The organism is Lentzea fradiae (assembly GCF_900100955.1).
GTDB lineage: Bacteria > Actinomycetota > Actinomycetes > Mycobacteriales > Pseudonocardiaceae > Lentzea > Lentzea fradiae.
In genome coordinates this window covers 251,908-277,456 of sequence record NZ_FNCC01000006.1, presented here as the reverse complement: position 1 = coordinate 277,456, position 25,549 = coordinate 251,908, and the positions used below count along the sequence as shown (strand labels likewise).

Annotated in this window: 20 protein-coding genes; 11 read left to right on the top strand and 9 right to left on the bottom strand. The window is 70.2% G+C overall.

Features of this window, described 5'->3' with window-relative positions; translation table 11 throughout:
* Positions 1–19: 19 nt before the first annotated feature.
* Both BLT23_RS15830 and BLT23_RS15825 read left to right on the top strand, forming a co-directional pair.
* Entirely contained in the window at positions 20–1,099 is a 1,080-nt protein-coding gene (locus tag BLT23_RS15830; protein ID WP_090049894.1) for a WD40/YVTN/BNR-like repeat-containing protein, read from the top strand.
* Entirely contained in the window at positions 1,096–1,380 is a 285-nt protein-coding gene (locus tag BLT23_RS15825) for a ubiquitin-like small modifier protein 1 (RefSeq protein WP_090049892.1), read from the top strand. The genes BLT23_RS15830 and BLT23_RS15825 overlap by 4 nt, the downstream gene beginning before the upstream one ends.
* 462 nt (positions 1,381–1,842) lie before the next feature.
* Here the strand turns inward: BLT23_RS15825 and BLT23_RS15820 are convergent, their stop codons facing one another.
* Positions 1,843–3,309: an aromatic amino acid ammonia-lyase gene (locus BLT23_RS15820; protein ID WP_090049890.1), complete on the bottom strand. Its 1,467-nt coding sequence runs from the start codon at positions 3,307–3,309 to the stop codon at positions 1,843–1,845.
* 30 nt (positions 3,310–3,339) lie between these two features.
* On the opposite strand from BLT23_RS15820, the gene BLT23_RS15815 reads away from it, so the two are divergent.
* Both BLT23_RS15815 and BLT23_RS15810 read left to right on the top strand, forming a co-directional pair.
* On the top strand, positions 3,340–6,315 hold the full coding sequence (locus tag BLT23_RS15815; RefSeq protein WP_090049888.1) for a DEAD/DEAH box helicase: 2,976 nt from the start codon (positions 3,340–3,342) through the stop codon (positions 6,313–6,315).
* A complete protein-coding gene (locus BLT23_RS15810; protein ID WP_090049886.1) occupies positions 6,308–7,150 on the top strand; it encodes an SWIM zinc finger family protein in 843 nt (280 codons plus the stop codon). Before BLT23_RS15815 ends, BLT23_RS15810 begins: the two co-directional genes overlap by 8 nt.
* Before the next feature lie 541 nt (positions 7,151–7,691).
* Here BLT23_RS15810 and BLT23_RS15805 read toward each other — a convergent pair.
* Both BLT23_RS15805 and BLT23_RS15800 read right to left on the bottom strand, forming a co-directional pair.
* Positions 7,692–8,174 (bottom strand): hypothetical protein, encoded by a 483-nt coding sequence (locus tag BLT23_RS15805; RefSeq protein WP_090049884.1) that lies wholly within the window; start codon positions 8,172–8,174, stop codon positions 7,692–7,694.
* Positions 8,175–8,268: 94 nt separating this feature from the next.
* Complete coding sequence (locus tag BLT23_RS15800) at positions 8,269–9,318, bottom strand: DUF2786 domain-containing protein (protein WP_090049882.1); 1,050 nt, start codon at positions 9,316–9,318, stop codon at positions 8,269–8,271.
* Between the two features lie 62 nt (positions 9,319–9,380).
* Between BLT23_RS15800 and folP the strand changes: the two genes are divergently transcribed.
* The 6 genes from folP to BLT23_RS40745 all read left to right on the top strand — a co-directional run bounded on the left by folP (position 9,381) and on the right by BLT23_RS40745 (position 13,609).
* Positions 9,381–10,205 (top strand): dihydropteroate synthase, encoded by an 825-nt coding sequence (gene folP, locus BLT23_RS15795; RefSeq protein ID WP_218133764.1) that lies wholly within the window; start codon positions 9,381–9,383, stop codon positions 10,203–10,205.
* A gap of 14 nt (positions 10,206–10,219) precedes the next feature.
* Complete coding sequence (locus BLT23_RS15790) at positions 10,220–11,158, top strand: hypothetical protein (RefSeq protein ID WP_090049880.1); 939 nt, start codon at positions 10,220–10,222, stop codon at positions 11,156–11,158.
* Positions 11,159–11,206: 48 nt separating this feature from the next.
* Complete coding sequence (locus BLT23_RS15785) at positions 11,207–11,491, top strand: hypothetical protein (RefSeq protein WP_090049878.1); 285 nt, start codon at positions 11,207–11,209, stop codon at positions 11,489–11,491.
* 140 nt (positions 11,492–11,631) lie between these two features.
* Complete coding sequence (locus BLT23_RS15780) at positions 11,632–12,786, top strand: exonuclease domain-containing protein (protein WP_090049876.1); 1,155 nt, start codon at positions 11,632–11,634, stop codon at positions 12,784–12,786.
* Positions 12,783–13,442, top strand: a complete 660-nt coding sequence (locus BLT23_RS15775; protein WP_090049874.1) for a DUF6218 family protein — start codon at positions 12,783–12,785, stop codon at positions 13,440–13,442. Before BLT23_RS15780 ends, BLT23_RS15775 begins: the two co-directional genes overlap by 4 nt.
* Before the next feature lie 14 nt (positions 13,443–13,456).
* Positions 13,457–13,609 (top strand): hypothetical protein, encoded by a 153-nt coding sequence (locus tag BLT23_RS40745; RefSeq protein WP_176946770.1) that lies wholly within the window; start codon positions 13,457–13,459, stop codon positions 13,607–13,609.
* 50 nt (positions 13,610–13,659) lie between these two features.
* On the opposite strand, the gene BLT23_RS15770 is transcribed toward BLT23_RS40745, so the two are convergent.
* The 5 genes from BLT23_RS15770 to BLT23_RS15750 form a co-directional block, all read right to left on the bottom strand.
* On the bottom strand, positions 13,660–17,436 hold the full coding sequence (locus tag BLT23_RS15770; RefSeq protein ID WP_090049872.1) for a TIGR02680 family protein: 3,777 nt from the start codon (positions 17,434–17,436) through the stop codon (positions 13,660–13,662).
* Positions 17,429–18,508 (bottom strand): TIGR02678 family protein, encoded by a 1,080-nt coding sequence (locus BLT23_RS15765; RefSeq protein ID WP_090049870.1) that lies wholly within the window; start codon positions 18,506–18,508, stop codon positions 17,429–17,431. Before BLT23_RS15765 ends, BLT23_RS15770 begins: the two co-directional genes overlap by 8 nt.
* Entirely contained in the window at positions 18,505–19,899 is a 1,395-nt protein-coding gene (locus BLT23_RS15760) for a TIGR02677 family protein (protein WP_245743979.1), read from the bottom strand. The genes BLT23_RS15765 and BLT23_RS15760 overlap by 4 nt, the downstream gene beginning before the upstream one ends.
* Positions 19,900–19,946: 47 nt before the next feature.
* Entirely contained in the window at positions 19,947–21,836 is a 1,890-nt protein-coding gene (locus tag BLT23_RS15755) for a DUF2075 domain-containing protein (RefSeq protein ID WP_245743978.1), read from the bottom strand.
* Positions 21,837–21,931: 95 nt separating this feature from the next.
* Entirely contained in the window at positions 21,932–23,836 is a 1,905-nt protein-coding gene (locus BLT23_RS15750; protein ID WP_143035949.1) for a DUF2075 domain-containing protein, read from the bottom strand.
* Between the two features lie 156 nt (positions 23,837–23,992).
* On the opposite strand from BLT23_RS15750, the gene BLT23_RS15745 reads away from it, so the two are divergent.
* On the top strand, positions 23,993–24,625 hold the full coding sequence (locus BLT23_RS15745; RefSeq protein WP_090049864.1) for a hypothetical protein: 633 nt from the start codon (positions 23,993–23,995) through the stop codon (positions 24,623–24,625).
* Here the strand turns inward: BLT23_RS15745 and BLT23_RS15740 are convergent.
* Positions 24,622–25,410, bottom strand: coding sequence for a sensor histidine kinase (locus BLT23_RS15740; RefSeq protein ID WP_176946769.1), 789 nt, complete (start codon positions 25,408–25,410; stop codon positions 24,622–24,624). The genes BLT23_RS15745 and BLT23_RS15740 overlap by 4 nt on opposite strands.
* Positions 25,411–25,549 lie beyond the last annotated feature (139 nt).

Here is a 25,549-nt window from a genome sequence, read left to right as displayed (position 1 = left end):
TGCGGGAGGTCTGAGCGAGATGACGGTGGTCGTGGCGATCGGGACGCGCAAGGGCCTGTGGCTCGCACGCAGCGAGGACCGGGTCACGTGGGAGCTCGACGGCCCCCACCACGCCATGCGGGAGGTGTACGCGGTCGCGTTCGACACCCGCTCCGGCGTGCGGTTGCTCGCGGGATCGTCCTCACCGCACTTCGGCCCCGGCCTGTCCACATCGGACGACCTGGGCAAGACGTGGGACGAACCACCCGATCCACCCATGTCGTTCCCCGTCGAGGACGCGGCCCTCGAACGGGTCTGGCAGCTGCAACCCGCACCCGCCACCCAGCCGGGCGTCGTCTGGGCGGGCACCCAGCCCTCGGCGCTGTTCAAGTCGACCGACGGCGGCCGCTCGTTCGAGTTCGTCGAGGGCCTCTGGAACCACCCGCACCGCCCGGAGTGGGAGGCGGGCTTCGGCGGCCAAGCCGTCCACACCATCGTCCCCGACCCGGTAGACCCCGACCGCCTGCTCGTGGCGATGTCCACCGGCGGCGTCTACCGCACGTCCGACGGCGGCAAGTCCTGGGAAGCCCGCAACAAGGGCATCAAGGCGTACTTCCTGCCTGACCCGTGGCCGGAGTTCGGCCAGTGCGTCCACAAGGTGGCCCAGCACCCGGCGTCCCCGTCCCGCTTCTACGCGCAGAACCACCACGGCGTCTACCGCAGCGACGACGGCGGCGACACCTGGCAGTCCATAGCGGACGGCCTGCCCACCGACTTCGGCTTCGCGATCGCCGTCCACCCGCACCAGCCGGACACGATCTTCACGTTCCCGATCGAAGCCGACGGCAACCGCTTCCCACCAGAAGGCAAGTGCCGCGTCTACCGCTCCCAGGACGCGGGCGCCACCTGGCAGGCCCTCGGCACCGGCCTGCCCGACAACTTCTGGACAGCCGTGATGCGCGACGCCCTGTGCACCGACGACGCCCCGGTGCCCGGCGTCTACTTCGGCTCCCGCTCCGGCGAGGTCTACGCCAGCCCCGACGAAGGCGAGACCTGGCACCGGATAGCAGCCCACCTCCCCGACGTGATGACGGTGCGCGCGGCGGTGATCCCCGCGTGAAGGTCACCGTCCTGATCCCAGGCGTCCTCCGCACCGCCACAGCCGGCCAGTCCCACGTGGACGTGGACGTCCCCGAACCAGCCACCCTGGCCACAGCCCTGGATGTCCTCGCCGACACCTACCCGGCCCTGGACCGCCGCCTCCGCGACGAACGAGCAGCGCTCCGCCGCTACGTGAACTTCTACGTCAACGGCGAGGAGTGCCGCCGCCTCTCCGGCCCGGCCACCCCACTACCGGCAGACGCCGAGATCCAGATCCTGCCCTCGGTGGCAGGAGGCTGACCCCCGGCGCCGCCAGACGGCGCTGGTGGGCTGTGCCGCCTGGTGGTGCTGGGGCTGTGCTGCCTGGTGGTGATGGCGTGGGGTCGGCGGTGGGTGCCGAGGCCGGTGCCGCGAGCCGGGACCGGAGCGGGGTCCGGCGGCTTGAGCCGGTGACTGAACGCGGATGCGGTCGGCGGCTGGGATGAGCGCGGCGGCTGGGACGCGGTCGGCGGCTGGGATGCGGTTGGCGGCTGGGGCCGGCGCCGCCTGCTGCCCTCCGCCGCCTGCTGCCCTCCGCCGTCTCGCGGTCCGCTGACCAATCGCACCCGTCAACGCCGTCCTGATCGCTGTCCTGCCTCCCCCAACTCCGCCTCTGCCTCCGCCTGCCTCCCCCAACTCCGTCTCCGCCTACCTCTCCCATCACCTCCCTCCCGCCCAGCTCTCTCTTCCGTCGCGTCCGCTTCCTCGGCATCAGCATCGACATCAGCAAGACGCGAAGTCGTCGAGCAGGCCCGACGCCACCTCCACGTCGGGGCTGAGCTGGCGGTCCGTCATGTCCGGGTTCAGCTTCGACTCCGCCGTCTCGAAGGCCGCTCGCAGCGCGGGCGTCTCCGGTGCCACCCCGCGCAGGCGCAGCGCCCTCACCGCCGCCACCACCTCGCAGGCCAGCACCAGCCGGAACGCGCTCAGCGACCGCAGCGCCTGCGACGCCGACTGGAACGCGAAGCTCGAGTGCTCCTCCTGCCCGCGTGACACCACGGCGTTGCCGAGGCTCGCGGGTTCGGCCAGGGTGCGGACCTCGGCCAGGGCGGAGTTGGCGCTGTACTCGAGGATCATCACGCCCGAGCTGCCGCGCACGCCCTCGGCCAGGAACGGGCGCAGGCCCGTGAAGTTCGGCTCGACCAGGGTGGCCAGCCTGGCCGTCGACAGGTGGCCGGTGTGCAGCAGCGACAGGCGCAGCCGGTCCAGGGCCTGGCCGAGGTACGCGCTGTGGAAGGCGCCGTGGTGGTAGGCGGCGTCGTCGGACGGGCCGAAGTGGTCGGCGACGATCAGCGGGTTCTCGGCGGCGGCGTTGAACTCGACGTCCAGCACCCGGCCCAGGTCGGTGGCGGCGTCCACCGCCGGGCCGTGGATCTGCGGGAAGCAGCGGTAGCCGAACGGGTCCTGGATGCGGGCCTGCGGGCGTGCCGGCTCGGCCAGCAGGCGGCGCATCTCCGCGGCCACCGCCACCTGGCCGGGGTGTGGGCGGCCGAGGTGCACGCGTTCGTCGTACGCCTCCACCGCGCCGTCGACCGCCAGGAACGACAGCGCGGCGACGACGTGGGTGGCCTTCAGCAGCTGGTGGGCGTCCTGCCAGGCCAGGCCCGCCATGCCGATCGTGAGGGCGTTGCTGCTGATCAACGCCAGCGCGTCGCCCGAGTCGAGGTCGATCGGGTCGGGGGTCTGGGTCGAACCGAGCCAGTAGCGTTCGCCGATCAGGGTCAGGCCCGTCTCGGCCAGTGCGGTCAGGTCGCCGGTGCCGATGGCGCCGTACTCGTGCACGCCGGGATAGCAGCTGCTGTTCAGGGCGGCGAGCAGCGCGTCGGCGACGGCCGGGCGCACTCCCGCGCCGCCCGCCAGCAGCTGGTTGAGGCGCACGACCATCATGGCGCGCACCTGTTCTTCGGGGAGCATGCCGCCGAGGCCGCCCGCGTGGCTGCGCAGCAGGCGCAGGCCGTGCTCGGCCCAGCCCTCGGTGCTGACGATCTCGTCGCGGTTCGCGCCGACGCCGGTCGTGCGCCCGTAGACCTGTCGTCGCACCACCAGGCGCTGGCTGGCGTGCCACGACGCGTCGAGGCGGGCGAGTCCGTCCGCGTGCAGGGACACCGGGGCGTGGTACCTGGCCACGCGCACCACGTCGTCGGCGCCGAGCGAACGGCCGTCCAGCACGACGGGGGAGTCATCGACCATGACGCCAATGTGAGCACATAGGGTTCAGAGGTGCTCGTACTGCATGGCCTGTGCACGACCGACGGCGTTCTCGAGCTGTGGGCCGAGGACGCCAGACTGCCCGCACGGAGCGAGAGCACGCGTCGGGACGCACCGCACCCGTTCGCCGCGACCACCGAGTCGCTGGCTGAAGCGTTGGGGCGGGACAGTGTCGAGACGACCACACGCATGTTGTTGTTGCCCTCGTACTCGTCGGGGCCGATGGCGTCGCCTGAGCTGGTGCGCGACCCGTTGACAGCGGGACGGGCTCAGCGCGGAAAGGTGCAGCTGAGGCAGTGGGGTGTTCCCACGATGCGCCTCGACGGCCCGGTGGAGCGCGGCGCCGAGGTGCGGTTGAGCGACTCCGCGCGGTTCGTGTTCGACGTCCTGGGGTTCGCCGCCGATCTCGTCGGACGCGGCCGCGTGCTGCCGTCGGTCGCGCCGGACCGGGCCGTCGCGCGGTGGGTGCCGGTGCTGTCGGGCACGGACTCGGCGCGGTTCGCGGCGCTGCAGGCCGCGATGCCGCCCGCGTGCCGGTGCGAGGAGATCGCCGGTGACCCGGCCGAGCTGGTGCGCGCCGCCTTGACGACCGCGGTCGACGAGCAGGTGCGCGGCCGGTTGACCGGCACCGACCTGGCACCGAGACGACGTGGCCGCGGCACGACGGCCGAGGCGTGGCTCGCCGCCCTGACCGGTGAACCCGCGTTCGACGCCGACCCGGTGGAGCTCTACGAACTGCGCGAGCAGCTCGACCGGTGGCGCGACAGCGCGGGCAACGAGAGCCCGGTGCGCACCTGCTTCCGGCTGCGGTCGCCGGAGCAGCGCGACGAGGACGAGTGGGCGGTGGAGTTCCTGCTGCAGGCCGTCGACGAGCCGAGCGTCCTGGTGCCCGCGCACCAGGTGTGGTTCGCCGACGACGGCGTGCTGCGCCGCTGGATCCCCGCGCCTCAGGAGCACCTGCTGGCCGACCTGGGCCGGGCGGGCAAGCTGCACCCGGACCTCGACGAGGCGTTGCGCGGCCGGCACCCGTCCGAGCTGGAGGTCGGCGCGGAGGGCGCGTACCGGTTCCTGACGGCGGCGCCCGTGCTGGCGCAGGCCGGGTTCGGCGTGCTGCTGCCGTCGTGGTGGCAGCAGCGCACGAAGCTGGGGCTGAAGCTCACGACGAAGAGCCGCGGCACGGCCGGCACCGTCGCCAAGGAGAGCGAGATCGGCCTCAAGTCCATCGTGGACTACAAGTGGGAGCTCGCCCTCGGTGAGGACGCGCTCACCGACGCGGAGCTGGCCGAGCTGGCGAGGGCGAAGGTCCCGCTGGTGAAGGTGCGCGGCCAGTGGGTGCAGGTCGACCAGAAACGCCTCGCCGCCGGTCTCGCGTTCCTCAAACGCGGCGGCGGCCAGATGACCGCCGCCGAAGTGATGCTCCACAGTGGACTGACCGAGGAGGACGAAAGCCTCCCGCTCCCGCTGACCGCTGTGGAGGCCGATGGCTGGCTCGGCGACCTGTTGTCCGGCAAGGCCGACGAACAGCTCGAACCCGTCGAGCCGCCACCGAACTTCGGCGCCCAGCTGCGCCCGTACCAGCGACGCGGACTGGCGTGGCTCGCGTTCCTCGACAAGATCGGCCTGGGCGCCTGCCTCGCCGACGACATGGGCCTCGGCAAGACCGTCCAGCTGCTCGCGCTCGAAGCACTGAACCGCGCTCACGGCAAGCGGCCGCCGACGTTGCTGATCTGCCCGATGTCGGTCGTCGGCAACTGGCAGCGCGAAGCCGCCCGCTTCACCCCGGAACTGTCCGTGCACGTCCACCACGGCACCGGCCGCCTCGACGGCGACGCGCTGCGCGAGGCCGTCGAGAGCCACGACCTCGTGCTCACCACCTACGCGCTGGCGGGCCGCGACGCCGACGCGTTGAGCGACCTCACCTGGGACCGCGTCGTGCTCGACGAGGCGCAGAACATCAAGAACAGCGCCACCCGCCAGTCCCAGGCCGTGCGGCAGCTCAAGGCACGCCACCGCGTCGCCCTCACGGGCACACCGGTCGAGAACCGGCTGGCCGAGCTGTGGTCGATCATGGACTTCGCCAACCCCGGCGTGCTCGGCACGATCAACACCTTCCGCGCCCGCTTCGCCGTCCCCGTCGAACGCCACAACGACCAGGACGCCGCCGCCCGCCTGCGCAAGATCACGAACCCGTTCGTGCTGCGCCGCGTGAAGACCGACCCGCGCATCATCAGCGACCTGCCGGACAAGGTCGAGATGCGCCAGCTCTGCAACCTCACCACCGAGCAGGCATCGCTCTACCAGGCCGTCGTCAACGACATGCTGGAGAAGATCGAGGAAGCCGAGGGCATCGGCCGCAAGGGCCTGGTGCTCGCGACCATGTCGAAGCTCAAGCAGGTCTGCAACCACCCGGCGCACTTCCTCGGCGACGGCTCCCGCGTCGCCGGCCGCTCCGGCAAGCTCGCGCGGCTGGAGGAGGTGCTGGAGGAAGTGCTCGCCGAGGGCGACAAGGCGTTGTGCTTCACGCAGTTCACCGAGTTCGGCAGCATGCTCGTGCCCTACCTCGCCGCCCGCTTCGACACCGAGGTCATGTTCCTGCACGGCGGCACGAACAAGGCCGCGCGCGACCGCATGGTCGAACGCTTCCAGGACGCCAAGGGCCCGTCGCTGTTCCTCCTCTCGCTGAAGGCCGGCGGCACCGGCCTCAACCTGACCGCCGCCAACCACGTCATCCACCTCGATCGCTGGTGGAACCCGGCCGTCGAGGACCAGGCCACCGACCGCGCGTTCCGCATCGGCCAGCGCCGCAACGTGCAGGTGCGCAAGTTCGTCTGCATCGGCACGCTCGAAGAGCGCATCGACGCGATGATCGAGGAGAAGCGCGCCCTGGCCCAGCTCGTCGTCGGCGCCGGCGAGAACTGGCTCACCGACCTGTCCACCGCGCAGCTGCGCGACCTGCTGACGCTGTCCGGGGAGGCCGTCGGTGAGTGAGCACTGGTCCGGCGAACGCCCCCGCTACGGCAAGACCATCAAGACCGACAACGGCATCAAGGCCAAGAGCAAGCGCGGCGACATCGGCGCCACCTGGTGGTCGCGCCGCTTCATCGAGGTGCTCGAGTCGTTCGGCATGGGCGGCCGCCTGACCCGCGGCCGCAACTACGCGCGCCAAGGCCAGGTGCTGTCGCTCACGCTGTCCACGAGCATGGTCATCGCCCTAGTGCAAGGCTCACGCCCCACGCCGTACAAGGCGCGGATCGCGATCAAGGCGTTCACCAACCCGGAGTGGCAGCGCATCGAGCACGCCTTGGCGGGCAAGGCCCTGTACGCGGCCAAGCTCCTGGCGGGCGAGATGCCGGGCGACATCGAGACCCTGTTCGCCTCGCTGGGCCTGCAGCTCTTCCCCGCCACGCAGCGCGAGCTGACGATGGACTGCTCTTGCCCGGACTGGGAAGTCCCGTGCAAGCACCTCGCCGCCGCCTGCTACCTGCTCGCCGAGTCGTTCGACAACGACCCGTTCGAGATCCTCGCCTGGCGCGGCCGCAGCCGCGAGGACCTGCTCGAACGCCTCCGCACGCTGCGCGGCACCACCCGGACCGCGGTGGCCAGGGAGGAGGCGCCGCCGCTGACCCGGTGCCTCGACACGTTCTGGCAGAAGCAGACCGCGACCAGCCTCACCCTCGGCGACCCGACCGCGCAGGTGCGGGCGGACGCCGTCTTGGACCAGCTCGACGCCGTGCCGATCACCGTGGGACAGGAGTCCCTCGTCGACCTGCTGCGCCCCGCCTACCTGGCGTTGCGCGGACCTGAGGACGAACCGACGGCGTAGGTGGGCTGCCCGGCGTTTGGAGTTCGGTGAACAGGGGTGCCCAGCTGGCTTCCTCTCGGTGTGCGTGCGGGTGTGGGGGCGGGTGCCATCAGGCTGCGGGAGCTATGAAGTTGTTGGGATGCCTCCTTTCTTCGGGGAGAGGGACGGGGTGGAGACCGCGCATCGGGTGCGGCACTCGTGCTGGAAGTGGTTGAAGTGGAGTGATCGAGAGGGGAGCGGCCGGAACGGGCGGGGATGCTGCTTGTGGCTGGGCTTTGAGAGTGGCGCGCTCAAGGCTGAGGGCTGAGGGCTGAGGGCTGAGGGCTGAGGGCTGAGGGCTGAGGGCTGAGGGCTGGCGGCGTGGCGGAGGCCGGAGTGGCGCTCTTGGACTGCGGACACGTTGGTCCTGGCGTGCTCCGGCTCGGTGCGGAGGTCACGGACAGAGCCGAGGCCGCTGCTGATGCGCGTCCACCCCGGCATGCCTCCACCCCGGTACGCGTCCACCCCGACACGCGTCCGGTCCGGTCTGCGAACCCTCAGCCCGAGGCCCGTGCGGGTCGGGTCAGGTCTTGGCTTCCGCTGTCCCCGGGCTCCTCCCCAGCAGGGCGGCGCCGGTGGCCGAGAGCTCGCGGCCGGGGACGTCCGGGTCGCAGCCCACCTTCGCCAGGCGGGCCCTGATGGCGGTGCCGGAGCGTTGCAGGGTCTCGGCCAGGGACTTGACGAGGGTGGGGGCGGTGTCGGTGGTCGGGGTGAGCCAGGTGGTGCGGAGCTGGGTGTCGAGGGCTTCGGTCCAGGGCTGGTTGGCGTTGGCGTGGCGGGACGGGCGGGGGCGCAGGCGGCTGTGGGCCGTGAGGACGCGGGTCAGGAGCTTGCCCACGGTGGCGCTGCCCTCGACGGGCATGCGCAGGCGGCCTTCGGCGACGGCCTCGCCGGAGTCGAGCGCGCCGGACAGGTCGAGCACCAGGGACTCCGCGGAGTCGGTCGTCGCGCTCAGGCGGTAGGTGACCTCGCCGAGCTTGATCTCGTTGTAAAACGTGGATGTCATGGGGACGACGTTAGGAACGGGGTCTGACGTTTTTTCGCGGTGCGGGGCCCGGAGGGCTTTTTGGCGGTGGGAGTTCACCCGGAGGGGTGGCGGGTCAGCCGGAGGTCACGGAGTTCCGGCCGGTTCCGATGTCCGCGGCGTCCGCTGCCGCCCGGCCGGCGCCCCAGCCTGCGGCCGAGCGGACCGTCACGCGTGAGGTGCGGGTGTGCGTGAACATCTCCTCGAACAGCGTGTCCACGGCCTTCTTGCGCTCCGCCAGGACGGGCAGGAGGCGTTCGTCCGGGATGTCGGGAGCGGTGTCGGGCGTGGGCTCCAGGCGCTCGCCGATCCGTGACGCGAAGGCCACCAGGAACGACTTGCGGAACGGCCGTGAGCGCGCCTCGCTGCCCTTGCCCGCACGTCCGCCGACGGCCACCATCGCGCGGGTCGCCTGGACGAGCAGCGACGTCGACAGCAGTTCGATGCTTTCCAGGTCCACCTCGTCGCCCACGAGCGCGACGAACCCGAAGCCGTCGTAGGCGACCGCACGTGACCGGAACGCGGACGCGACCACGTGCACCAGCTGCGACTTCTCCTTGAAGTAGCTCTTGTCGAGCCACACCCGCCGCGAGGTCGCCGTCGCCGGCTGGTCCGCGTCGAGCACCGCCCGTTCCAGCGCGTGCCGGTTCATGAGCTCCTGGGCCTTGGCCGACAGCGCCTCGGCCTCCTCGGGGAACGACGTCGACTCCGCTTTCGCGAGCAGGCCCCGCACCCGGTTGAGCACCTTCGGGTCGAGGCCCGCGCGGACGGCGGACATCAGCCGGTCGCCCGGCAGCGGCAGGATGCGCGGCAGCGTCGGCAGCCGTCCGAGGAACTTCAGCAGGTCATCGGCGGTGCGGGCGGCGTACGCGGGGGTCTCGATGTGGCGGGTCGCCCACGCCTCCAGCAGCGGCCCCTCCCACCACACGGAGGCGCCGATCTCCTCGAGCTGACGGCGCCAGCGCGGGTGCACGGTCGACTCGGGATGGGATGAACAGGACAAAGCGATCACGTCCACGGCCAGCGAGGTGGCCGACTCGCCGAGGGAGCGAGACACGATCTCGCGAACGTCGTACGGCAGCCAGCCGCGCTGCCAGAGCCCGTCGACCGCTTTCACCAGTTCCACGCGAGGCAGTATGAGACGTCCGCCATGTGCACGAGCCGGGGACCACCTGGTAGACACGGGATGTGATCGAGCTCCAGTTCCGCGGCCGGACCGTCGTCCGCGACCACGCGCTGGTGATGGCGATCATCAACCGCACCCCCGACTCGTTCTACGACAGGGGCGCCACCTACGCCGAGGACGTCGCGATGGAGGCCGTCCACCGGGTTGTGGACGAGGGGGCGGACATCGTGGACATCGGCGGCGTGAAGGCGGGACCCGGTGACCTGGTCGACTCCGGCGAGGAAGTGCGCAGGGTCGTGCCGTTCATCGAGAGGGTCCGCGACGCGTATCCGGACCTGATCATCAGCAGCGACACGTGGCGCGCGGACGTCGGCCGGCTCGCCTGCGAGGCCGGTGCCGACCTGCTGAACGACACGTGGGCGGGCGCGGACCCGAAGCTGGCGGAGGTGGCCGCCGAGTACGGAGCCGGGTACGTCTGCTCGCACACAGGAGGCGTGCCGCCCCGCACGCGGCCCCACAGGGTCAGCTACCCGACTCTCGTGCGGGACGTCGTCGCCGAGACGACGGCGCGCGCCGAGAAGGTCGTCGCGCTCGGGGTGCCGCGCAAGAGCGTGCTGATCGACCCCACCCACGACTTCGGCAAGAACACCTGGCACAGCCTCGCGCTGGTGCGGCACACGGACGAGCTGGTGGCGACCGGGTGGCCGGTGCTGATGGCGTTGTCCAACAAGGACTTCGTCGGGGAGACCCTCGGCGTGGAACTGCACGAACGCGTCGAGGGAACCCTCGTCGCGACTGCGATCGCGGCGTTGGCGGGCGCCGCGGTCTTCCGCGCGCACGAGGTGGCGCGCACCAGACGAGTACTCGAGTCCGTCGCTCGACTGTGAGCTGGAGGTATCAGGTGGACGACGTCTTCGCCCGGTTTTCGGATGACCGGTGGGACGACTTCCTCGACGAACTCGACAAGATCCGCGTCAGCGTCGTGGATCCCGCGGAACGGCAGCAGATCAAGGCGACCGCGCGGCGTGATGCCAGAGAGGCGGCCGGTCAGCCGTTGCTCGTGCGGATGGCCCTCGCGGACCACTACCTGAACTTGCTCGCCATCGGCGTGTGGGCAGGTGACGAGAGCTGGCGTGCGGATCTGCGTGACCTGGTCGTCTCTCTCGTACCGGGGGATGACGAGTCACACGATGACGCGCTGCTGAGTTCCGTCATCGCCGTAGTGCTCGCACAGCTGTTGCAGGACGCACGGCTGCGCGGCGGTTCCGAGGCTGACGTCATCGCACGTTCGGCGTGGGAGAAGGCCCAGGAATGGGCGGCTTATGCCGAAGACCGTTACGTCGAACGGCTCTTGCACGCGTCCACTGAGGCCGGTGCGCGGGTCGTGACGGCGTCGGAGGTCCAGGAGGTCGTCGAACTGGCCACCGCGGCCGCTGACGACCAGCACGCCGAAACCCTCGCGGCGCTGGAGGCCGAAGGGCTCTCCGCGGAGGTCATGAACGGTGTGTGGGTCGTCGACGGCGATTTCCGCAACCCCGTGCGTGCGGCTGCGCGCGCCATCACGCTGACGGGCTACGGATGCGTCCTCGCGCGCAACATCCGTTCGTCCGCTGTGATGCTGTGGCACGAGAACACGCTCGCCATGGCGGACTCGAAGGTGCCGCGCTGGCGGGTCTACCCGATTCTCGCGCCGGTGACGCCGCAGTCGAAGTTCTCGGGCGGTGAAGGTCTGCCGTTCACCCGGGAGACGCATCCGCTGGCACCCGCTCCAGAAGTCGTGCGCCGGTTGGCCGACGCCGTCGGTGTCAACCTGTCTCATCTGCTGGCTGCATTGCGGTGAAAGGGTGATCTTTGCCTTTCCGACACCTCGACTCGTTATCTTGGTGTCATGCCCAGATTCGCCGAGTTCGATGTGGAAGGGCTGCGCAAATCCAGCGCCGTCGCGGACTTTCCCTGGTCGGAGACGTGGGTCACGTTGATCCGCGTCGACGCGAAGGGAGTTGTCCGGCAAGCGACCTCGTTGCCGGAGAAAGTCTCACTGCTGACCGTCGCGTCGGACAAGGACCTCGTGATCGCTTCCTGCCCGGAGATCTACGCCGTCGACGACCTGTCGGCGGCCCGCGCCGCCATCAAGGCTTCGGCCGCACGAGAAATGTCGCCGAGCCTCGGATGAGCGACTCCCTCCACTCGGGCTCAGCGGCGAGCACGAGCGGGAGGGGTCCGGCCGACTCTCCTGATGGGACGGTTAGTCCTTACGGATGACGTCGTCCGCGGCTGTTAACGGAAGCCACGGGCCCGGACGACAGCCCCGGCATGGGCAACGGGTACGCGGTCGTCGACGTCGAGACCACCGGGATCTCACCTGGTCATCACCACCGGGTGATCGAGGTCGCCGTGGTGCACGTGGACGGGTCCGGTCGCCGCACGGACGAGTGGTGCACGCTGGTGAACCCGCGCCGGGATCTCGGACCTCAGCACGTCCACGGCATCAGCGCGGCCGAGGTCAGGCGGGCGCCCGACTTCGCCGGCATCGCGGGGGAGCTCGCGGCACGGCTGTCCGGCAGGGTGCTCGTCGCGCACAACCTGTCGTTCGACCTGCGGTTCCTCCAAGCCGAGTACGCGCGGCTGGGACACGAGCTCCACGTGGGTGCCGGGTTGTGCACGATGGAGCTGGCGGGCCGGTACCTGGGTGCGTCGTCACGTTCGCTCGCCGCGTCTTGTGAAGCCGCCGATGTACCGATGGGTACGGCACATTCGGCTTTGCACGACGCACGCGCGTGCGCCGGTTTGCTGGTGCGGTGCCTTCACCGCATCGGGCACGTCGAGCCCGCACGGCTCGCGGTGCCGCGGACCGGGAACACGTACGCGGTGCAGCGCGCACGCGCACACGGCGCCGAACAGCACTTCCTGGCGAAGCTCGTCGAGCTGCTGCCGCGCGCGACCACGCTGTCCGGTGACGAGTACCTCGACGTGCTCGACCGCGCGCTGCTCGACCGCCACCTCTCGCAGGACGAGCAGGAAGAGCTGCTCTCGGTGGCCCGGGCTCTCGACCTGGGCATGGCCGAGGTGATGGAGCTGCACCGCGGCTACCTCTCGGCGCTGGCCGACGTCGCGTGGGAGGACGGACGGCTGACGGCGGACGAGGAGGCCGACCTCCGGCTGGTCGCGTCGCTGCTCGGCGTGGACGCGACCGAGGCGTTGAGAAGCGAACCGGTCCGGCTGTCACCGGGGGACCTCGTCGTCTTCACTGGTGAGATGCGCGAGCCGCGGGACGTGTGGGAGAGCCGGGCGTCGTCGGCGGGGCTCACCGTGAAGGGCGGCGTCACCAAACGGACCGCGCTGGTGATCGCGGCGGACCCGGACTCGTTGTCGGGCAAAGCGGACAAGGCGCGCAGGTACGGCATTCCGATCGTGTCGGAGGAGTCGTTCGCCGGAATGCTCAGCGAGCTCATGGCCGGTGTGCGGTGATCGGGCACGTCGTGCTGCGGCACGTCGTCACGGACGACGAAGACGTGGTCGCGGTGTGGCACGTGAGCGTCGACGGGACGAACACGGGCGCGTGGATCGTGCCGTCGGCGGAGGCGTTCACCGATCCCGAGGCCGCCCGGCGTCTGGTCGGCCTCTGCGCTGACCGGCTGCTCGTCGGCTGGGAGCCGTCGTTCGACCTCGTGCGGAGGCTCGAAGCGGTTGCCGGGAGCACGCCACGGCGATGGGTCGCGCTGTCGGTTCCCGACGCGGTGGCGGAGATCGCGGAGATCCGGGCCGCCTGTGAGAAGCGGGTCGAGGAGCGGCGTGCGGACAACGCTGCGATCGTGTCGTTGGAGTGGCGGGTCGACCTTCCCGATGCGTTGCCGGGTACGGAGGAGGAGATGCACCAGTACGCGCATCTCGCGCCACCACCGTTCGATCCCGGTGCGGCGGCGGGCTTGCTACTGACGTGCCGGTTGGTGCGGTGGACGCTGCGGCGGTGGCAGGAGACCGCCGTCGCGCTGGAACGGCGTGCGTACCTGAGGGACGACGTGGGCGAGCCTGATGTCCTTCCACCGCAGTGGCTTCGGGCCATGACGGAGGCCATGGCCGGGCATCCGGGACTGCGCTGGCGGCGGGAAGGGCACGTGGCGTGAACGAGGTGAAGCGGGTGGCTCAGCTCCTCCGCGAACGCAACCGCATCGACGCCGAGCTGTCCGCGATCATCGGACGGCCCGCGCTGACCGGACACCTCGGCCGGTGGATCGCCGCGCAGGTCTTCGGCGTGGAGCTAGGCCGCGGAGATCTATCCGCGGCCTCGTGACGCGTTTCCGTTGACCGGCGAGCAACGGGAACTGCTGGCGTTGCTTGGTGCTAGTCGTCGGCTTGAAGGCGGTGTCCGTCCCACGTGAAGCGCACCGTCGTCACCGCGTCGTCGCCATCGGTGCCCGTGGTGAGCTGGTGGATCGCGATGCCGGTCAGCTCCTGGTAGTCGCACCACTCGTGGTCCGAAGTGAGGACGAGGTCCAGGTCGAAGTTGACCAGCAGCTCCAGCAGTTGGCCGCGGTTGGTGGCGTCGACACCCACGAAGACCTCGTCGAGCAGGATCAGGCGGGGTGCCGTGGGGGTGGCGTGGTAGTGAGCTGCTGCTGCGGCGAAGAGGGGGAGGTGCAGCACGATGGCCTTCTCTCCGCCGGAGAGGGCGCCGTGGACGCGTTTGGTGACGGGCACCCAGCCTTCGCCGCGGTCGACCTTCACGACGAACTGGTGCCATGTCGTGTAGTCGAGCACCTGGGCCAGTTGTTGTTCCCAGCCCGTTGCTGTGTCGTGGGCGCGTGCTTCTTCTACGCGCTCGCGGAAGAACTGGTGGAGCATCGCGCGTTCTGACGCGTCCAGGTCTGTGCGGAGCAGCAGGTCGCGGGCTTCTCGGGTGCCCGGCGGCAGTTGGGGGTCCACCTGCCAGTCGAGCTGCACGCGGATGCCCGACGCGGTCTTGACGCGGGCCAGGTGCTGGTTCATGGCGTCGACCAGCTCGGCGGCGCCCTGGATGCGTTGGGCCAGGTGGCGCCGGGTGTGGCCGGTGAGGGTCTGGTCGAACAGGTCGCGTTCGGCGTCGGTGATGTGGGTGCGCACGCGGTCGCGTTCGGCTTGCAGGACGTGCAGCAGGGCGTGTGCGCCCATGCGCGTGCCGTCCACCGTCGCGGTGAGCACGGTGACGTCGTCGTCGGGGTCCAGGGACAGGTCGATCCGGCCCGCGAGTTCGTGCTGCGCCGCGTGCACGGCCAGGCTCAGGCGGGACTCGGCGTCGCGGATGAGGCGCGGGTCGACGGGGCCGTCCGGCACCTCGCCGGCGTCCTCGGGGAGGTGGGCCGCCGTCAGATGGCGGTAGCGGGTGTCGGCCAGCTCGAACGCGACGGTGGCTTCCGCGGCGCGTGCGTTGTCGGTCTTGCGCTTCTCCTCCAACGTACCGAGGGTGCGCGCCAGGCCCGTTTGCTTGTCTTGCAGCAGTTCGCGTTCTTCGGCCAGCGCGAGTGCCTTGGCGCGCAACGTGATGAGCTGCTGGTCCAAGGCGTGGAACTCGGCGCCTGCCGCGCGTTCGACTGTCTCCAGCGTGATGGCGAGGTCCGCTGCTTCCTGCTGACGTGCGGCGGCGATCTCCTCGGCTTCGTCGGCCAGAGAGCCGCTCACGGACGCACGGTTGCCCGCCTCGACCGACAGGGCTTCGGCCGCCAACGCGTCGTGGCGGTCGTCCAGCCAGCGGTGGCCCGCGGCGAGGAACGCGGACACGGCGTCCTTGTCCGGCACGTCCGTGACGGTGAGGGCGGAGACCGCGGCCTCTGCCTCCGCCACCCGGCGGGAGGCGGCCGCGACGGCGTCCTTGCGCGCCGCGCACCGCAGCTGGGCCTTGGTGCGCTGCTCCTCGGCTACCTCGATCGGGTCAGTCGAGGGCTGCCGCGCCAGCTCGCCCGCCAGGGTCGCCCGGCGCACCGCGATCTGGGACAGCGCCGCGTCCACACCGGACAGGTCGGTCGCCAGCTGCTCGATCAGGCCGGTCAGCTCGGCGATCCGGCCCGCGCGGGCGCGGTGGCGCGCCTTCTGGCCGATGTAGGCGGGAGCCTCCTTGACCCAGCGGCCGTGGAGGTTGCCCACCCGCCACGTCCCGTCCGCACCGATCGCGGTGACGTGCCCGGTGGCGGTCGCGCCGAACGCGACGCCCTCCAGGAACTGGTAGCAGCGCTCGTCCTCGGTGACGAGCACCTCCAGCAGGGAGCTGCCGGGGGCGGGGGCGACGAGCAGCGGTTCGGTGAAGCGGTCCTGGTCGGAGACGCCGAACGAGTTCTCCGGCGTGAGCCACGCGTCCAGCAGGCCCGACGCTTCCAGCGCCGCCTCGACCGCTCCGCGCACCTCCGGTGGCGTGCCCTCGCGGAAGTCGACCAGTCGCCACAGAGGGGCTCCCGCGGCGTACGTGCGGTACTCGGCGTCACGCGTGTACGGCGCGGGCGGCGGTACGTCGGCCTGGTTCGCCAGCTTCTCGCGGATGGACCTGTACTGCGAGAGCTGGTTGTTCAACGCGCTGCGCGTCTCGTGCAGCCGTGCCTCGATCGCGCTGAACTCCTCGCGGGCCAGCGCGGCGGCTTCGACGATCTCGCTCTGGTCGGAGACGCGCAGTTCAGAGCACCCGCGAGTCCAGGTCTCGAAGTCCGCGCCGAACTTCGCAAACGCTTGCTCGAACGTGTACTGCGCGGCGATCTCGGCCTCGGTGGCGAGCTCCAGCTCCTCCCGCGTCTCCTCCAGCCGCTGCCGTGCGGTCTCCCGTGCGTCTACGGCCTTCTCGTGCTCGACGACGGCGTTCTGCAGCGTGCTGATCTCGGCCAGACGCGCGTCCACCGTCGCCGTGAGCAGCTCACGGCCCGCACGGGCGTCCGTGCCCGCGTCGATCTCCTCGAACACCGACGGCATGCCAGCCAGTTCGGCCGCCGCACGGGCCTCCGCGGCGGAGCGCCGCAGTGCGTCGGCACGGGCGGCCGCTTCGGCCTTCGCCTGAGCCGCGTGCTCCTCGTCCGCAACGGCCCGTGCACGCAGCTTCGCGGCGTGCGCCGCGGCCTCCGAGGCACGCAGGGCCGCGCCGGAGTGCTGCTGCCGCAACAGGTCGAGCTGCTTGCCCTCCTGGTACGCGGGCAGGTCGGAGATGCCGGCGATCTCGGCGTCGACCGCTCTCGCCTCCCGGCCCAGCGCGGCGAGCTGCTCGAACGCCTCGTCGGTCAGGGTGACCTGGCGCTGGAACCGCCGTTCGCTCATCCGCGCGGCGCGCGTCATGTCCTCGAGGTTCTCGGTGGCGGTCGACAGCGTGAACGCCGCCGCGCCCAGCACCCGCTGCGCATAGGTGCGCTGCACGTCCGCGAGCTTTCCGGCGGTGACGATCTCCTCGTCGAGCCGCCGCAGCTCCTCGCGCTGGCGGTCGAGCCGCTCGAACCCCTCGGCGATCTCCGTCAGGTCCGACTGGTCCAGCGGCGGAAGGGCCTTCGACAGCAACGACGACAGCACGCCGGGGTCGAGCCGCTCGGACAGCTTCGGCGTGCGCAGCTGTAGCAGCGCCGTGATCAGCGAGTCGTACCGCTGCTCCGTGACACCGGGGAACAACGTCGTGCGCACCGTGTGCCGGTAGTCGGCCGGTGTCGCGTGCATGACCCCGTGGTCACCCATCGCCGCGATGAGCTCCGCCTTGGTCAACGGCCGCCCGGACTCGTTGACCAGCAACAGGTCGCCGATCCGCAGCGACGTCGTGAAGTACGACGCCTGCACGTTGGTGGTGTTCGTCGTGGCTTCGAGCCGGGCACCGCAGGTGAACCACTCGTCGTCACCCTGCTGGAACTCCAGCCACACGTAACCCACGCGCGTGCTGCTGCCCTGGGCGCCCTCACCCATGAGGTTCCAGTGCATGGTCCGGTCCGCGCTGCCGAACGTCGACAGCCGGTGCGGACGCAGGTTCGCGTCGAAGAGGAACGGCAGCAGCAGTTCGAGCGCCTTCGACTTGCCCGTGCCGTTGGGGCCCCTGAGCAGCAGTCTGCCCTGGTAGAACGAGAAGATCTCGTCGTAGTAGCGCCAGACGTTGGTGATGCCGGCGCGGCTGGGTTGCCACCGGTCAGTCATTGAGCTCCTCGACCGCGTACCTGGCTGCCGCGGGCAGCCTGCGAACGGTGCCGTTCTCCGTGCGTGCGAGCCCGAACGCCTCGAGCAGCGCGAGCGCGTCCGCCGTCAGCCTGCCAGCCCCACCGTCCGACTGGTACTCCTTCGCCCAGTTGCGGAACTCGGTGAGCAGCTCGCGTGCTTCTTCGACCAGTTCGTCGAACCGTGCGGGACCCTGTGCCAGGCGGTCGAGCAACAACAACGCGGCCACTTTCGCACTGCTGTCGTCGTCCGGGAACCGGGTGTCCGTGGCGATGCTCTCGGGATCGACGACGAGGTACCCCTCGGCGCGTTCCTCCAGCGTGCACCCGGCGAGCCCGATGCCCGTCCGCACCACCTTGCGGCCGGTCGGGGACGTCAGGAACGCGAGCTGGCTCGCGGACAGCTCGTCCTTGTAGACGACCGGGTCGTCGATCAGCCTGCGCATCACGGAGTGCCGTTGCCACAAGCTGCGGTGCGCGTTCTCGTAACGCGACTCGTGGGTCAGCTCGCCGATGCCGTCCACCGTGGACGGCGGGTTCGGCGCGGCGAGCAGGCGGGTGATCAGCGTCGGATCCGCGCGCACCTGCACCTCGTCGCTCTCGATGGCGCCGTGCTCCTCCAAGAACCGCAGCACGCTCGCCAGCGCGGACCTGTCGCTGCGCCGGTCCAGGTTGAACGGCGGCAACCCCTCGGCCGCGGCAGCCAGACGCACGTTCATCGTCAGTGCGTCCACCGTCGTCGTCGGAGTGGCCAGCAACTCCGCACACACCAGACACAGCAACATGTACCGCCGCCGGTCGAACAACTTACGCGTGCGGTCGGGCCGTTGCGTCGTCTTGAACAGACGCGCGTATCCGGCACGTGGCTCGACGTGCACGCGCCAGCCGCAGTAGTAGTCGAACCACTTCACGATGGGTTCGCGGCGCCGTCGCACGAGGTCGAAGCCGTCGTGGTCGAACACGGCCGTGAGCAGCGGACGCGCGAGCAGCAACCGCACGCCACGCGCCACCTCCTCGCTCTCCAGCCGAGCCAGCTGGTTCCCGGTCCTGCTCATCGGCTCTGCACGTCGATCACGTAGTCGGGTCCGCTCAGCGTGCCCTTCTGGGTGGTGATCGTCGCCCACCCGCGGGCGTTGCGCAGGTTGATCTGCATCCTGCCGTCCGTGGTGCCGGCCGTGCGCGTGCCGGTGCTGTCCGGGTCGCTGCCGAGCGCCCGGCCGACCAGGTCGATCAGCCGGTGGAACGTGTCGTGGTCGAGGTTGGTGAGCGTGGAGATCCGGACCGCGCCGTCGGTCTGGATCTGCGCCCAGGCGTGTTCGAGCTCCCGGCGCTCCTTCTCGGCCTGCTCGCGGCGGTTGCGGCGGACCTCGTCGACGTTGCGGACCTTGCCCGCGCCACCGCCGACCTCCTGCCCACCGAGCGCGCGCAGCTGCGGCGACACCGGCACCGCGGGCGTGTTGCGCCACGGCTCACCACTCGGCAACAGCTCACCGTCGGCGTGTGCGAGGTGTGCGTGCCGTGCCGGCCACAACCCGAACGCCGCGTTGAACAGCTCGTGAGCCTCGTCCTCGGTCTCCGTCCGCGCAAACCACCGCGCAAGCGCACGGAAGTCGGACGCGGTGTTCGTCGGACGGCGACGCTGCTCGCTAATACGGTCGAGCACGCGCAGCAGCTGCACGATCGCTTTGCGTGCCACGTCCTGCAGTTCGTCAACGGTGGCAAACCACGTCTTCAAGCTCTTCCACTGCGTCGCGCGCTGACGCAACCACAACTCGTCGTCCTGGTAGAGGTCAGCACCGTTGCGCGCGCGTTCGTGGAGTGTCACGGGATCGATGGCGTCGATCTTGTCGCGGATCTGCTGCTTGCGCGCGTCAAGGTCACCGATGAAGTCACGCAGATAGGTGATCGTGGTGCGCTTGACCTCTTGGAACGTGGCGAGGTCGGTCTCCTCGTCCTTGAGGAGCCGCTGCAAGTCCGCGTTGAACCGCGTCGTGTTGCTCCGCAGCGCGTCGAGGTGACCTTCCAGCTCCATCAACGCCGTGAACACACGACGGTCGTCCCGCACGTTCTGCAGCTCGTCCAGCCGGTCCACGATGGCGTCGAGCACGGCGGTCTGCAACGAACCGCTGCCGCTCAGCGCTTCCAGCGCCCGCCGGACCCCCGCGTACGCGGCCTCACCGAGCCGGGTGAGGTGGTAGCGCTGCTGGGCCGCGTCGAGCAGGCCCCACTGCCGCAGGGCCGTGAGCGACGTCGTCAGCTCCCCGTCGGTCAGCTGCTCGCGCCAACCGGCCTCTTTGAGACGTTGCTGCACGTCGTCGACGGTGAGGGCGGTCTCCAGGCGCTCGTTCGCCAGCCCGAACACGCGCAGCACCGCTGTGTGCAGCTCCGCGTGATCGGTCGTGGTGAAGCGGAACAGGTCCGCGGGCACCGGTGGGAACGTCGTCACCTGTGTCACCGTAGCTGGTGCCTTTACGCCGTCAGAGTGGCACGGCACTACCTCGCCAAGCTCCGGAGGTGGTTCTGGGTCTCCTCGTCCTCGGAGTAGACGCAGACACCTCGCATACCCCTGGTGAGCAGCACTTTGTACGTGTTGCGGATCAACCGGGCGAAGTGGAGCTCGTCCGCCTTCTTCACAGCGGGATCGTGGGAGTGTTCGCGCCGTGCCTCCCAGTGGTCGCCGCGCCAGACGAAGTCCTCGCCGAAGATGACGCCGGCCCAGTCGTACTCGAAACCCTGGGCGGTGTAGATGCAGCCGACCTGGCCGAACCCGCGTTCGTCGCTGGCCCAGAAGTGCGATGCCGGCACACCGGGGACGCGCTGTTCCGGCTTGGCGTTCCACGGCCGGTGCCAGTCGCCGATCCGCACGTCGGGCACCAGCACCTTCGTCCCGTCCTCGGTGATCGGGTCGCTCCACCTCCAGCAGTAGCCGGCCGCGATCCGCGCGGTGCCGCCCTCCTTCTCGCGCTGGTCCAGGAGCCAGGACTCCATCTCGCGCGGCGACTCCGCGCTGCGCACGACGAACTCGTCATCGGTGCGCGTGACCAGGTCCGACCACTGCACGGGCGTGCCCTTGACGCCGAGCAGCCTGGCGACCCACGAGTCGAAGAACTCGGAGCCGCCGCAGCGGAACTGCCCGCCCAGCTCCACCACCTGCACGTCACAGCCCGCGGCCTCGGCCGCAGCCTCGATCTCCACCCGCGAGCCCATCTCGCCGGGACGCACCGTCTGGTTCTCGTCCAGCAGGAAGACCGGCACCCTGGCGGCGTCGATCAGCTCCTCGATCTGCCGGCGTGCCTTCTCCCGGACCTCCCGCTTCGTGTAGCGGTTGAGGCTGGTCTCGCGGACGCGGTGGGCCTCGTCGCAGATCAGCACGTCCAGGTCACGCGGCTCGGCGTCGATGAAGTTGTTGAAGTACTTGAACATCGCCTGCACGCGCTTGTTCCGGCTGCCCGCGTGCTTGCGCATCGTGCTGGTGAACGACGACGAACCCGTGGCGTGCAGGACCGCCCTGCCCTGACGGGCCAGCTCGCCGAGCAGGCTCAACGCGATGACGCTCTTGCCGGAACCGGGGCCGCCCAGCACGATGACGACGGTCTGCGTGCGCGAGGCGCGTGCCTTCTCCACGGCCCTGCGGACCAGGCTGTAGGCGACCCGCTGCTCGTCCAGCAGCACGAACTGCTCACGCTCCTGGATCTCCTTCGCCGCCAGGGTGAGCAGCGGCTTCGACGGTGCGTGCCGCATGCCGAGGAACTCGTCGGCGGCGTCGCGGGCGTGGTCACGAGTCGCGGCGTCGGGATCCAGCAACGTGCGCAGCCGGTTGACCAGCTCGCCCTTGTTGTCGAGCGTGTACAGCTCGCCGAAGTCGTCCACGCCGTAGCGCGTGATGTTCCAGACGCCGGCCTTGCGGGCGTTGTGCAGGTAGGCCACCCCGTGCACGGAGTCCGGCCGCTCGGCGAGAGCGGGAGTCGAGTCCACGAGGTACTCGCAGTACCGGCGCACCTGTTCCAGCGGGTGCAGCACGGGCTGCGGGTAGAACTCGACCTTGACGAGGTCGTCGGCGTACGGCTCGGCCTTGGACCACTGCTTCAGCTCGACGAGCACGTAGGAGGGGCGGCCGGTCCGGGGGTTCCGCCCGCACAGCACCACGTCCACGCGCTTCGGGCTGTGCGGCAGCTTGTGTTCCAGCAGCACCTCGACGTGGCCGAGACCGGCGTCGACGAGGTCGTTGAGGAACGTCGGCAGGCTGTTCCGCCACGACCGGACCTCGCCCTTGCCCACGCCCGCTTCGAACTGGATCCGTGCCTGGTCCTCCAGCAGCGTGTGCAGCCGGTCCGCCAGTGCGTCTTCGAGCAGCGACTGGGCGCTTTTGCGAACGAGAGCCACTCTTGGTTCCCCCACCTGGGCATGCGTGATCCACATGCGGGTGGAGGCAGCTACGGGATCCGGTGCCTGGCGGGCCGCGACCCGAGGCTAGCCGATCACGTGCGCTGCGGGCCGACCATCGTCCGAAGGTGTTCCTGTGTCCGGGGGTCGACGGAGAACATGGTGACGCCGCGCATGCCCCTGGTCAGCAGCACGCGATACGCGTTGCGCACCAGCTCGGGGAACAGGGCGGGATCGGCCTTGGCCTTGCCGTCGCGGGACCTGTCCCGGCGGGCCACCCACCCGCCCTCGCGCCACACCAGGTCAGGCCCGAAGATCACCCCCGCCCAGTCGTACTCGAAACCCTGTGCGGTGTAGACGCACCCGACCTGCCGGGCGCCCCTGGGGTCCGTCGCCCAGAACGTGGACGCGGGACCGTCGGCGGCCTCCTTGCGCAGGTTCCACCACCGCCGCCAGTCACCGATGACGATGTCCGGGGTCTTCGACCGGTGGTCGTAAGGCCAGTCCCAGCAGAAGCCGGCCGTCATCCGCGCCGTCTGCTCCTGCGTCCGGCGAGCCCGGAACCAGTTCTCCATGTCGCGCGGGCTGTCGCCGACGTGCACCTCGAACCGGTCGTCCTGAACGAGATCGGACCAGACGACGGGCGGCTCGTCGACGATCCCGAGCAGGCGGTCGACCCAGTGGTCGAACGTGGCGCTGCCCCCGCAGCGGAACTGACCGCGCAGGTTGATCTTCTCGACCTCGCAGCCGAGCTCGTGGGCGATCCTGGTGATCTCGGCGACCGAGCCGACCTCGTCGGCCCGCACCCGCTGGTTGTCGTCGAGCAGGAAGACGGGCACGCGCGCCGCTGTGATCAGCTCCGCGATCTGCGGCACCGCGTTCTCGTCACTCCTCCTCGTCCCCGGAGAGGTGCTCGACCGGCGCAGCCGATGCGCCTCGTCGCTGACGATGACGTCGACCCCGTGGTTGCGGTTCTCGCGGAAGTCGTTGTTGTACTTGAAGAGGTGCCACACACCGGTGCGACGTCGCGGATCCAGGTGGGTGCGCAGGGTCTCGGTGAACGACTTGGAGCCGGTGGCGTGGTAGCCGCGCAGGTCCAGTTCCTCGAGGCTGCCCAGCAGGCTCACGGCGATCGCGCTCTTGCCGGAGCCGGGACCACCCACGACGATCACGACCTTCTTCCGGGAGCCCTCGTTCGCGTTGGTCAGTGCGGTCTTCACCAGTTGGTAGGCGGTCATCTGCTGGTCCACGAGCGGCAGCAGCTCGCGCTGTCCGACGGCGTTCTTGGCGATCTCGACGAACTGCGCGGAAGGGCGTGCCGGGTACTTGAGGAACCGCTCCGCGGCGGCGCGGTTCTCCTCGTGACGACGCTCGCCGTCGAGCAGCAGGGTCAAGTCCCGCACCAGTTCGGAGCGGTCGTCCTTCGTGTACATCCGGCCCCACCGGTCCGCGGTGTGGCGCTCCAGCGCCCTGATGTCCCGCCGGTTCGCGTTGTGCAGGTACGCGAGGCCGTTGACCAGTTCCTTCTCTTCCGCGACGAACTGGAGTGAATGGGCGACATAGCGGCAGTAGTCCCGTACCTGGTCCGCTGGGTGGAGCCTGGGTTCGTCGTTCTCGTGCTGCCGGACGAGACATCCCTCGACCGAGTGCACACGACTCCACTGCTTCAGTTCGACGAACACGTAGGAGGGGCGACCGGTGTCCGGCCGGAGCCCGCACACTATGGCGTCGACCCGCAGTGACGAGCGTGGTAGCGAATGTTCCAGGAGCACGTGGCTCTCGTGCAGCCCCGCCTCGTCCAACACTTCCAGCAGTGCCTTGAGACTGTGCTGCCACGACCGGTACTCGGCCGCGCTGAACGCCTTGAAGTGGGTGGCGGAGTAAGCCTTGCCCAGCCGCGAGTGCAGCGTGTTCTGCCGCGACTCCTGCAAGAGATGTGCGGCTTTGTCCTGTACTAATGGCACCAGTCCCCCACTGTTGCTCAGCGTGACCACGGTCACTCGATCAAGTTATACCCAAACGAGTTTCGTGGGCGAAAGTGGGGGAGCTGAGTGATCGGTGCCGGGGGTGCGCGGTGGTGACCTGATGTGGTGAACCGCGACTCGGGGAAGATCCAAGACGGCGTCTCTTTGGGCTGATCGGCCTAATGTCGCGGCATGCGGACGAGGCTGACCCCCATGCAGCAGGCGGTGGTCGACGCCGGGCGTCCGTTGCCGCAGCTCACCGATCCGCTCGAGGTGGAGTTGCTGGTCAGCGCGTTCGCGGGGCCGTTCGCCGGGGACGAGGAGCTGTGGGAGGGCGTCGTGGCGCACCTGCGGGAAGTGCCGAGCCGGCGCAGTGCGGCGTTGCTGACGGCACTCGGGCACCTGTTGCCGGGGCGGCCTGGGCGGTGGGCCCGGGAGGCGGCTTGTCTGCAGGGGGCGCCGCGGTGGGACCTGGGGGCGTTGCGGTTCGGGGAGTGCTGGATCGGGGACCGGTCGATCGACGCGGGGTACCTGACGTTGTTGTGCGGGTACGCGTACGGGGACGCGCGGCACGCGATGGTGTTCATGGTCGACGAGATCAGCGGCAGTCTGACGCGCAACGCGTTCCTCACCCGGCAGGTGGAGGGGGCGCTGGGGCGGTTGCGGGAGCAGGTGCGGCTGGAGCCGATCACGCCGGAGGCCGCGCATTGGCTGCTCAGCCGCAGTTACGACCGGTTCGAGCGGCGGCCTGGGCTCGGGGTGGGGGCGGACGTGCACCAGACGCGGTTGCTGGCGCGGCGGCGGATCGCGCTCGCGGTGGGTTAGGTCGGGACGGACGCGGGGAGGGTCGCGTTCACCTCGAAGCCGCCGTCGTCGGTCGGGCCCGCGGTGAGGGTGCCGCCGACCACCTCGACGCGGCCGCGCAGGCCCAGCAGGCCCGTGCCGGGGGCCGGTCTGGTGTCCGGGGCTGATGGCGGGGCGGTGTTGCGGATGACGGCGCGGACGACGTTCGGTCCACAGTGGACCGTGATCTCGGTTTGGGCGCCTGGTGCGTGTTTGTGCACATTGGTCAGGGATTCCTGGACCACGCGGTACATCGTGCGGCGCACGGCGGGGGAGATGATGTCGGTGTTGCCGTGCTCGACGAGGGTGATCTCCAGGCCGGAGTCGGCGACCAGGCTGGAGAGGCGGTCGGGCAGGACGTCCGGGATGCGGGTGGTGCGGCCGGAGCGCAGGACGCTGATCAGGTCGCGCATCTCGGCCAGCGCTTGGCGGCCCGTTGTGCGCAGCTCTTCGGAGGCGTCGCGGACCTGGGTGTCCTTCGCGGCCATTCGCAACGCGCCGGCGTGCAGCACCATCAGGTTGAGGCGATAGGTGACGACGTCGTGCAGCTCGGAGGCGAGCCGGGTGCGTTCCTCGGTGCGGGCGCGTTCGGCGCGGAGGTCTCGTTCGCGTTCTTCCTGCTCGGCTCTCGCTCTTGCCAGGCGGTGGCGGGTGTGGAGGTAGAGGGCGGTGAGGGCCGCGACCGCGAAGGGCCAGAGCGGCAGGTCGCGCCAGCTCTCCAGTGCTGCCACGAGCAGCACCGGCCCCAGGTCCTCCGCCCGCGTCACGCGGGTGACGATACTGGCGCCGGTGTGGTCCCGATCACCTACTGGAGCAGGGGGATGTCCCTACTTTCGCAGGTGGCGGGGCTGGCGGATTCCGCCTGCCGGACACGGGTGTCCGCTCAGTCCTTTCGGAACAGGGCCG

Excerpts from the sequence above, each read along its gene's own strand:
- BLT23_RS15830 (WP_090049894.1), top strand. The coding sequence starts at position 20 with ATGACGGTGGTCGTGGCGATCGGGACGCGCAAGGGCCTGTGGCTCGCA.
- BLT23_RS15820 (WP_090049890.1), bottom strand. The coding sequence starts at position 3,309 with ATGGTCGATGACTCCCCCGTCGTGCTGGACGGCCGTTCGCTCGGCGCC.
- BLT23_RS15805 (WP_090049884.1), bottom strand. The coding sequence starts at position 8,174 with ATGACATCCACGTTTTACAACGAGATCAAGCTCGGCGAGGTCACCTAC.
- BLT23_RS15785 (WP_090049878.1), top strand. The coding sequence starts at position 11,207 with ATGCCCAGATTCGCCGAGTTCGATGTGGAAGGGCTGCGCAAATCCAGC.
- BLT23_RS15780 (WP_090049876.1), top strand. The coding sequence starts at position 11,632 with ATGGGCAACGGGTACGCGGTCGTCGACGTCGAGACCACCGGGATCTCA.
- BLT23_RS15770 (WP_090049872.1), bottom strand. The coding sequence starts at position 17,436 with ATGACTGACCGGTGGCAACCCAGCCGCGCCGGCATCACCAACGTCTGG.
- BLT23_RS15765 (WP_090049870.1), bottom strand. The coding sequence starts at position 18,508 with ATGAGCAGGACCGGGAACCAGCTGGCTCGGCTGGAGAGCGAGGAGGTG.
- BLT23_RS15745 (WP_090049864.1), top strand. The coding sequence starts at position 23,993 with ATGCGGACGAGGCTGACCCCCATGCAGCAGGCGGTGGTCGACGCCGGG.